This is a genomic window from Clostridium sp. DSM 8431 (genome assembly GCF_900116755.1).
Classification (GTDB): domain Bacteria; phylum Bacillota; class Clostridia; order Clostridiales; family Clostridiaceae; genus Clostridium.
The window spans coordinates 1-9136 of the sequence record NZ_FPBY01000137.1 but is presented as its reverse complement, the minus strand read 5'-3'; the positions used below and the strand labels follow the sequence as shown (position 1 = coordinate 9136).

Here is a 9136-nt window from a genome sequence, read left to right as displayed (position 1 = left end):
GTTATATTACTCCTGAAGAATGTGAGGTACGAGAAAGAAATAAAATAGCATAGAAAAAATCGAAAAAATGTGTCCACTATATTGACATAGGTCCAGTATATATAATGAATTAAAATAGAATAATCTATTTTTTCAGTTTTTGTATAGATATATCCTAATGTTATTCCCATAGGAAATCTAATTAGTAAGTTATTCAACAGAGGTTCATTATTATGTACTATAAAAGCAAAAATTAATGAACTTAATAATAACATGAGTCTTCTTTCTTTTTTATTACTGCCAGAATTATTAAGCAAGAAATATCTAAAGAGATATTCTTCCGAAAAAGCAATTATACATGTATTTAAAATAATATCCATGCCCACAGATCCATTTCTAAATTTAAATACAGTAACTAAACAAGCAATTAAAAGCAAAATGATAGTTATTGTACTTATATTTATAAAACTAAATTTATTTAGTTTTATACCAACAATCCGTGATATTAAAAGTGGAAAAATTACCATTCCAATAAAAACAGGAAGTGATAGTATTATGAAATTATTAATTTCCTCATTAATATTAAAATCTAAATGTTCTTCAAAATAAATAAAAAATAAAGATATAATTAAAACTATATAAACTGAAAAAATTGAAATGATAAATTTATATTTATTTTTATCTAATAGATGTAGAAAATCATTAATCATAATCTCCCTCTATTTTTTAAGTATATAGATAAAATAAAATTCATACATATAGTAATTGCAATATATATAATTACTAGTAATATATTATTTCTATTGCTCATATAATCTGTAGCCCATTGAGGTAAGTAATATAGAAATTCCTTTACTGCTGCAAATATTATAGAAATAACAACTGTTATTACAGATGTTATTATGGAAATAAATATATTCCCATCTGTTTTTAAATTGATTATTGCTAAAATTATATTATAAATAATAGTTATTAGAAGACTTATCCCTAATCCCCATAATAAAATTCCTAAATCATTTATGTTAAATGTGAGTTTTTTTAAATATAATAATGAATATGCTATATATGATGTAACCGAAGATATAGTTACCATTCCCATGAATACTAACGTTATTGCAGATATCTTATAAAGTATTAATTTTTTTAAGTTTGGAACTGCAGATAAAACAAAATATATATATTTGCTTTCAATTTCCTTGGAGAATGTTGAAGATGATAACATAACTAATACTATATAACAAAAGCCTAGTGAATTTAAAAATCCTATAATTGCATTTGAAAAATCAGCCGCACTACCAAACTCAGCCATAGATATTGAGAAATGTTCGCTTGGAGAAACAATACCCAATACAATAATTATTGGAAATAAAAGGTAGATAATAGAGATTATTTTTGTTGATGTTTGAGAAAATAGTTTCTTTAATTCAAATTTAAATAGTAAATTATATTTTTCATTCATTTTTCACATCTTCCCTTTTTACATATATTTGATTAAATAGTGTAACTAAATCTTCTTTTTGCTGTTTAATATTTCTACTTATTATCCCATTAGATGTAAAGAAAATAACCTCATCAAATATCTTTTCAGATTCGTGCAGTTGATGATTAGATAAGATTATTAAGTATCCATTTTCTTTTAACTTTAATAGCTTATTATTTAAGCATTGAATTCCTATCGGATCTAATCCTAAATAAGGCTCATCAAGAATAATTATCTTTCTTTTATAGTTTATTAAGGAAACTATTAACGTTAGTCGTTGTTGCATTCCTAATGAGTATTTTTTAACTTTTTTATCCTTTGCGTGGAATAAATCAAATTCTTTGAATAATTCTTCAATTCTTTTATTATCTATTCCATATAAATTACCAAATAACTTTGCATTATCAAAACCAGATAAATGAAGTATAACTTGATTTGATAATAAATAAGAGATATTATTTACTACTTCATCTCTACTGGAAATAGTTACATCTTTATCATTAATTTTTATTTGTCCACCATCTAATTCTAGTAATCCAGTAATGCATCTAAATAATGTTGTTTTTCCTATTCCATTTGGCCCAATAATACCATATATTTTTCCACTATTAAAAGTATATGATATATTATCAAATATTACCTGTTTATTAAATGCCTTATATATGTTTTTTAATTCAATTTGCAAAACACCCTCCCCCTTCTCTAATTTGAAATTAATATGACGGATTAATTTAATAATAAATCCGTCATATTAATATTTAACTAAAAACTAAAGATTTGCTTTTCCATAACTTATACATACATAAAATCCACCAGAGATACAACCGCATCCCTTTTTGCCAGTCTTACCAAATGCTTTTAACATATTTAATTACCTCCTTCCTGACAAATATAAAATAAAAAGGAAGTGTTTGTCTTTTATAAAGATACATCAAAAGCTACACAAAATCAACTATTTGGAAAAAAAACAAAATTATGATAAAATTATATTGAATTTAAAAAGGAGCATTTAAAATGATTATTATACAAGAAGTTGTTGAAGCTGTAATTAATATTGTTGTATTTTCAATTATTCCTATAATATGTTGGTTTGTTACTGAAAAAAAAAGAAAATCTTTTTTGTTTTGGATTGGAATCTATAAACCTATTATAAAACATAAAAAAATTTTTATCTTATGCTTTATAAGTTTTTTGATATTTTTTACATTAGGCTCCTTATTTATAGATGATATAATTCCTGATACCGTTCAATTAACTGCTCAAAAATTTAAAGGAAAAGGTATTAATGCATTAATGCCTGCAATTATATTTTCTTTTTTAAAGACAGGACTTCCTGAAGAATTATTTTTCAGAGGATTTTTAGGAAAACGTCTTAGTAAATTGTTTGGATTTGTAATTGCTAATATCATTCAAGCTGCTATATTTGGATACTTACATGGTGCTATGTTACTATCACAATTTGGTTTCATAAAGGCATTTATTGTATTTTTATTTACTTCTTTAATAGGTTGGAGCTGTGGATATATAGATGAAAAATTAGCTAATGGATCTATAATACCTAGTTGGATATTACACGGAATTGCAAATATGTCTTCTTCTTTAATAGATATGTTTTCACTATAAATGTATGTTTATTTAAATTAATTATAATCAATTTAGTATTTTTCATCTATAATTTATTGACTTTTTTATTTTTTTTAATTATATCATTAAGCTTGTCCGTATCTATACACTCATATTTATCTCCGTAAGCTTTGTTCTTAGTTAACCAGACTAATGTTAATTCAGGATAAATATAATCAAACATTTTCTTTCTTAACTTAGAAGCTTCAGTTGCAAAACCTTTTATATCAACATATGCCTCCCTACCATCTGCATACTGGACATAAAAATCAGGTGCATATGTAATAGCTCTTATAGTTCTTCCGTATTTTTTATATGAAGGAATTAATACAAAACTAGGTTGGAGAGTAAAATTAATTACTTCTCCGTTATTTTTCATTTCAATAAGATCCAAGTAATAAGCAGCTTCATTTTGGCTATCAAATTTAATTCCATCAAGTATAACTTTTCTATTTCTGTATTTCAAATTTATTCTCCTTTGTATTTGGATTATATAATTAATTAGAAAGGATCACTTTTGTCTTTATACTTTCTAGCAAAGATATATTCCAATTCTTTTATAATTTCAGGATTAACCTTAGTAATTTCTTCAACTTTAAAAGTAACTGTAGTAAAGTTGTCATTTCTACATTCAATGTTTTCTCCACTAACTCTTTCAACTTCATAAAATTTACTGGTTCTTCTGCTTTGAACTACTTCGCCAACTTCAAAAGTTTCAATCCTTATATCGTAGGACTGACCATATTCTTGACACGTTGGTCTGTTGTTAATTAAAACTCTGCAAGATCCTATGTTGGGATAATCATCATTGTTCATTTTAATTATTCCATTACATTCAGGACATTTTATATATTGAATTTTCTTATACATATTTTTTCTCCTTAGTTTTCATTTTTATTATAGAACTCAATAACTTTTCTTTGCATTCCAAGCATTCTTCTCTATTCTTATATCTTCCTTCTGAACGCATAAGTTTGATTTCACAGTCAACCTTAATAAAAGGACATGTGTATGTAGAAAATTTAGCTCTATATTCAACTACATATGATAATTCATCTAGCCCTTCTTTTGTTATGTTTTTATAATTCTTTCTAGTTTAATCCCTTTCTTTAATTATTCTATATTTATATTATATAATTAATATAGAAACATTACACTTCTAGACTAACTAATTTTAATGTATTTTCTTCTAATGATCTTTGTACATCAATAACTCTTTGATTACTTGAACCCATGTATTTTAACATTAAATCTCTTTTATCTATCTGGAACTTTCCATCTATAAGAACATCAACATATTTTAATATTTCAACTTTATCTGGTTTTTGAATTAGCTCTTCCCATAAGCAGCCACTCCATAACCAAATTGGCTTTTTAGTTTCTTCTTTTAGCCTTTTTACAAGCCTAAGCATGTCTTCACTCTTTTGTTGCATTGGCTCTCCACCTAAAATATTAATTCCAACTATAACATCTTTACTTGAATCTTTTATGAAAATATCTTCTATTTCTTTGGTCCAATACTCTCCATAGCTGAAATTTTGTACTTCTTTATTAAAACAGCCTTCACAATTATGAGTGCAACCACTTACAAATAAAGTGGTTCGTACTCCTGGTCCATTTGCTATATCAAATTTTCTTATTTTAGAATATTTCATAAAACTTCTCCTATTATATATATTTTTTTCTTGAATCTCAACAGTTTGCTCTATTAAACTTAGAACAGTCATAGGACCTACTCCACCTGGTACTGGAGTTATGTTGCAGCTTTTTTCTAATAGTTCATCATAAGAAGTTTTATCTACATCTCCACAAATCTTACCATCTTTAAAGTTTATTGATACATCTATAATAGTAGTTCCAGGAGTGAAATTATCAGCATTAAACATAGCAGCTCTTCCAACTGCAGTTACAACTATATCACTATTCTTAATTTTAGCTTCAAGATCCTTTGTTCTTGAATGTGCTATTGTAACAGTAGCATTTTCTCTTAAAAATAATAGAGCTAGTGGTTTCCCTACAATATTAGATCTATTAATAACTAATACATTTTGACCTTCCATTGGAATATTATAATATTTTAATAAACTTATAATTCCTTTTGGAGTACAAGCAATATTACTATCTAAACCTAATGTTAATCTTCCGATATTGCTGATTGTAAAACCATCAACGTCTTTCTTTTCATCTATCATTTGAGTTAATAAGTCTTCATCAAGATGTGCTGGCAAAGGTAATTGTAAAAGCATACCTGTTACAGTATCATCATTATTTAATTCAATTATTTTTTCTTCAACTTTGGAACTTTCTACATCTTTATCGAAGTGAATTATCTCACTCAACATATTTGTCTCATGGCACTTTTTGATTTTATTATTAACATATTTTTCTGACGCTGGATCGTCTCCAACTCTGATTATAACAAGCTTTGGTTTTACTTCTAGTTTTTCAACTCTTTCTCTTAATTCTATTACTTTTTCATCTACTAAGTTTTTTGCTTTTAATAACATAATATCCTCCTGATACTTATATGATTTTTTATATTTATATGGTATAGCAAGTTAATTACTATACCATATATTTTTATATTTTATAAATGAATTACTCTTTCTTTCATTTCTTGAGTTTTTCCAGAGTTCCAAAACGCTGATCCTAGGTAACCACATGTACGTCTAAGAACTTGCATTTGACCTTTATCTCTATTTCCACAAGAAGGACAATACCATTCTAAATTATCATCTAATTTAATTTCCCCTGTAAATCCACATGAATAGCAAACATCAGGTTTACAGTTGATTTCTGCATATTGAATATTGTGATATATAAAGTTTATAATTTGCTTTACAGCTTCTAAATTCTTACTCATATCTGGAACTTCAATATAAGAAATACATCCGCCGCTTGAGATACTATGGAATTGAGATTCATATTTTAACTTGCTAAATGCATCTATTTCTTCGCATACATGAACATGATATGAATTTGTATAATATAATCTATCAGTTACATTTTTGATTTCCCCAAATTTAGCTTTATCTAACCTGCAGAATCTATAAATTAAACTTTCTGCTGGAGTTCCGTATAAACCAAAAGCAAGACCTGTTTCTTTCTTCCATTCATCACATTTAGATTTCATATAATTCATTACTTCTAATGCAAACTTTTCACCTTCAGGAGTTGTATTGCTTACCCCTAGCATTGAATATGTTAATTCACAAATACCAACATATCCAAGTGAAATTGTTGAATAACCATTACTTAATAAATCATCAATTTTTTCTCCTGGCTGAAGTCTTGCAAGAGCTCCATGCTGCCAATGAATTGGAGAAACGTCTGATGTAGTACCAAGTAATAAATTTCTTCTTATTAATAATGCTTCTTTGCAAAGTTCAAGTCTTTCATCCAGTATATTCCAGAACTTTTTTCATATCTTTATTAGCTATAATGCCTATTTAAGGTAGGTTCAAGCTGCATACACCCATATTAAATCTACCGTACCATTTAAATTCTCCATTTTTATCTCTCCAGTTTGACAAATGCGATCTACAACCCATAGCTGGGAAATTACAGCCTTCATAATTTTGTCTCATTATCTTAGCTGATTGATAATCTGGAACCATTCTTTTAGCATTACATTTAGCAGAAAGTTCAGTAAGATAATCATACTTTCCACCTTCAAGACAATTATTTTCATCTAATAAGTAAATTAATTTTGGGAACGTTTCTCCAATTTCTTGACCTTTGTAGTTTTTCATTCCTTGAAGTCTTTGCTTTATCATTTCTTCACAGATCATAGTCATTTCTTCTTCATATTCATCACCTTCAACAACTTCAAGATATATAGTTGAAAAAGGATTTTGACCATTGGAAGTTTGTAATGTTGAAAGCTGATATCTTATTGTTTGGATTCCATCTTTTAAAGCTTTAGCTCTTCTAGCAGAAGCTTCTTCTTTAGCCATTTCTCTATTGTTGTATTTTTCCACGAAGTATTTAAATTCTTTATCATAAGTAACTCTTAAAAATGGAGCTAAATGTCTTATAGTAATACTTTGGCCGCCATATTGATTTGATGATACTTGAGCTATAATTTGAGTTGTAACAGTACATGCAGTTTCAAAACTCTCAAGTTATGAATAATAAGATAATAGTTTGTAAGCGTAAAGGATTTAATATCTAGATACTAAATCCTTTACGCTTACGAATAAGTTTTTAAAAAATAGCTTATTTGTGCTTTCTAAATAAACTAAAACGATTATTTTTATTGAAAGTTACTATTTAAAACCAAAAATGCCTCTCTACTAACTAATTTAGTAAAGAGGTACTTTTATCTACTTAACATTATTCATTATATTATCTCTTAATTTTCCTAATGTAGATATAAATATTTCATAAGAGTGACTTAAATCTCTTTTTGCAATATTTTCATACATACTTTTTTGTGCGCCCAAAAAGTCTAAATAATCTTTTACTCTACTTCCACTATTAATCTTGTTAGATAATTCTTCTTCAGACTTTGCCTCACTAGCAAATAACATTAATTTTAACTCCATAACTTCTTTTCTTTCAGCAGGAGTTTTACAATTATCTAGGGCCTCTCGCCATCCTCTTCTTATTTGCCAAGGCTCATTAAGTCTTGGAATACAAGCAGAACCATCTTTCTTTTTCCACTCTTCCCATTCTGGGCTTCCAAATTTAATACCCTTATCTTTCAAATTAAAATGATCATAAATAGCCTTGTCTTCTATTAAAGTTTGTTTCTCATCATCTGTCATAGTATTACCTTTGCCATCAGAAGTATATAATGGACTTACTATATTAGAAGAAGTATTTAAATTTATAGTATCTTTCTTCATACTTTTTTCTAATACGTTAGAAAAACTATTTTCAGAGAAGTTTACTTTTTTATTATTGTAGTTAGAACTAAACCCTTGAACTTGTCCAATCTTAATACTCATTTAATTACCTCATTCTATGCTACATTAAATGTAACACTATCTGAAAGTGTTCTGCTTGGGAATGTATTTCTCGAAGAACATTGAACTGTGATAGTATGTCTTCCACTACTTAAATTCCCAATATAATTATTGTCTGTTATATAAACTATATTTCTCCAATCATAAATAACACCTGATCCAACTGCCTTTTTATCAGCATTATAAGAAACATTTACACCATCAATCTTTACATAATCAATACTTCCATACCCATGTTGATAAGTAATAAGCCATAAATCATGTAAATTTTCTCTAGATATAGTTCCAGTATATGAACCATTCCATCCGATACCTGTATCATTAGAATCATATCCATAAGCCTCTATTTCAAAACTACTTATAGATTGTGCTGGACCTGCCGATGCAGTTTGTGAATTAAAACCAACCAATGCTATTGTTGCTACTACTACTGCTGCCACTACTTTTGTTAAGAATTTTCTTGTCAATGAACTTTTTCTCATATTCATTACCCCATTTCTATTGTTATTTGCATATCAATACAATCATTATTATAACATTTTAGATAATTTATGTAAAATTTTATATTTTTTATATTATATTGTAATATAACAATTAAACAGTTCGATTTATACTAATTCTATTTCTAATTTCTTTAACTCATTTTATTTTTTAATATACTCTCACATTTTGGGGTTTATTTTGAATTATATCGGTTTATTTCAATTTAAATTAGATGAATTGTAATTAGGTGGGATTTACAACGGAATAGAGGAAATTCATAGGTATATATCGCTATTTTATAGTACAAAACCGACAGTACTATTACTATAAGGGCTTCGATTTTTGAATCACTTTTTTGCTTGTGAATCGCTTTTAAAGCATAATCTTTTATTAAAATTAATTATAATAAAAATATTTGAAACTTTTAAATATCTTTTACCATAATGTATCTAACAATATATCTAATAAAATATTTAAATAACTATATGGAAATCTAATAACTGGTGTTAGTATAAAAGAGTGGACATAATAAATGTATTTTATACTTATGATTTGGTTCTTTCCAATGTTAGTTGAAACAGCCTAGATTCTATTATATAAT

At 26.8% G+C, this 9136-nt stretch carries 11 protein-coding genes; 1 reads left to right on the top strand and 10 read right to left on the bottom strand.

The window, feature by feature from the left end:
* The 3 genes from BM384_RS12805 to BM384_RS12795 form a co-directional block, all read right to left on the bottom strand.
* The coding region (locus BM384_RS12805) for a CPBP family glutamic-type intramembrane protease (RefSeq protein WP_090014172.1) at positions 1-689 on the bottom strand (689 nt) is incomplete at its 3' end.
* Complete coding sequence (locus BM384_RS12800) at positions 686-1438, bottom strand: hypothetical protein (RefSeq protein ID WP_090014170.1); 753 nt, start codon at positions 1436-1438, stop codon at positions 686-688. The genes BM384_RS12805 and BM384_RS12800, both read right to left, overlap by 4 nt.
* The gene (locus BM384_RS12795) at positions 1431-2144 is read right to left on the bottom strand and encodes an ABC transporter ATP-binding protein (RefSeq protein WP_175537375.1); all 714 of its coding nucleotides are present in this window, start codon (positions 2142-2144) and stop codon (positions 1431-1433) included. The genes BM384_RS12800 and BM384_RS12795 overlap by 8 nt, the downstream gene beginning before the upstream one ends.
* Positions 2145-2473: 329 nt before the next feature.
* Here BM384_RS12795 and BM384_RS12790 point away from each other — a divergent pair, with 329 nt between their 5' ends.
* Positions 2474-3082, top strand: a complete 609-nt coding sequence (locus BM384_RS12790) for a CPBP family intramembrane glutamic endopeptidase (RefSeq protein WP_090014167.1) — start codon at positions 2474-2476, stop codon at positions 3080-3082.
* Between the two features lie 46 nt (positions 3083-3128).
* Here the strand turns inward: BM384_RS12790 and BM384_RS12785 are convergent, their stop codons facing one another.
* The 7 genes from BM384_RS12785 to BM384_RS12760 all read right to left on the bottom strand — a co-directional run bounded on the left by BM384_RS12785 (position 3129) and on the right by BM384_RS12760 (position 8534).
* Positions 3129-3548 (bottom strand): DUF1064 domain-containing protein, encoded by a 420-nt coding sequence (locus BM384_RS12785; protein ID WP_175537374.1) that lies wholly within the window; start codon positions 3546-3548, stop codon positions 3129-3131.
* A 35-nt stretch (positions 3549-3583) separates the two neighbouring features.
* A complete protein-coding gene (locus BM384_RS12780; RefSeq protein WP_090014163.1) occupies positions 3584-3952 on the bottom strand; it encodes a hypothetical protein in 369 nt (122 codons plus the stop codon).
* Positions 3953-4233: 281 nt separating this feature from the next.
* Positions 4234-5589 carry an anaerobic ribonucleoside-triphosphate reductase activating protein gene (gene nrdG / locus BM384_RS17985; RefSeq protein ID WP_207650722.1) on the bottom strand — a complete coding sequence of 452 codons (1356 nt, stop codon included), beginning with the start codon at positions 5587-5589 and terminating at the stop codon, positions 4234-4236.
* Positions 5590-5669: 80 nt separating this feature from the next.
* Positions 5670-6446: an anaerobic ribonucleoside-triphosphate reductase gene (nrdD, locus tag BM384_RS18665; RefSeq protein WP_347455075.1), complete on the bottom strand. Its 777-nt coding sequence runs from the start codon at positions 6444-6446 to the stop codon at positions 5670-5672.
* 85 nt (positions 6447-6531) lie between these two features.
* Positions 6532-7164, bottom strand: coding sequence for an anaerobic ribonucleoside-triphosphate reductase (nrdD, locus tag BM384_RS18660; RefSeq protein WP_347455074.1), 633 nt, complete (start codon positions 7162-7164; stop codon positions 6532-6534).
* A 243-nt stretch (positions 7165-7407) separates the two neighbouring features.
* Positions 7408-8034, bottom strand: a complete 627-nt coding sequence (locus tag BM384_RS12765) for a hypothetical protein (protein WP_090014160.1) — start codon at positions 8032-8034, stop codon at positions 7408-7410.
* A 14-nt stretch (positions 8035-8048) separates the two neighbouring features.
* Positions 8049-8534 (bottom strand): hypothetical protein, encoded by a 486-nt coding sequence (locus tag BM384_RS12760; RefSeq protein WP_090014158.1) that lies wholly within the window; start codon positions 8532-8534, stop codon positions 8049-8051.
* Between the last annotated feature and the right edge of the window lie 602 nt (positions 8535-9136).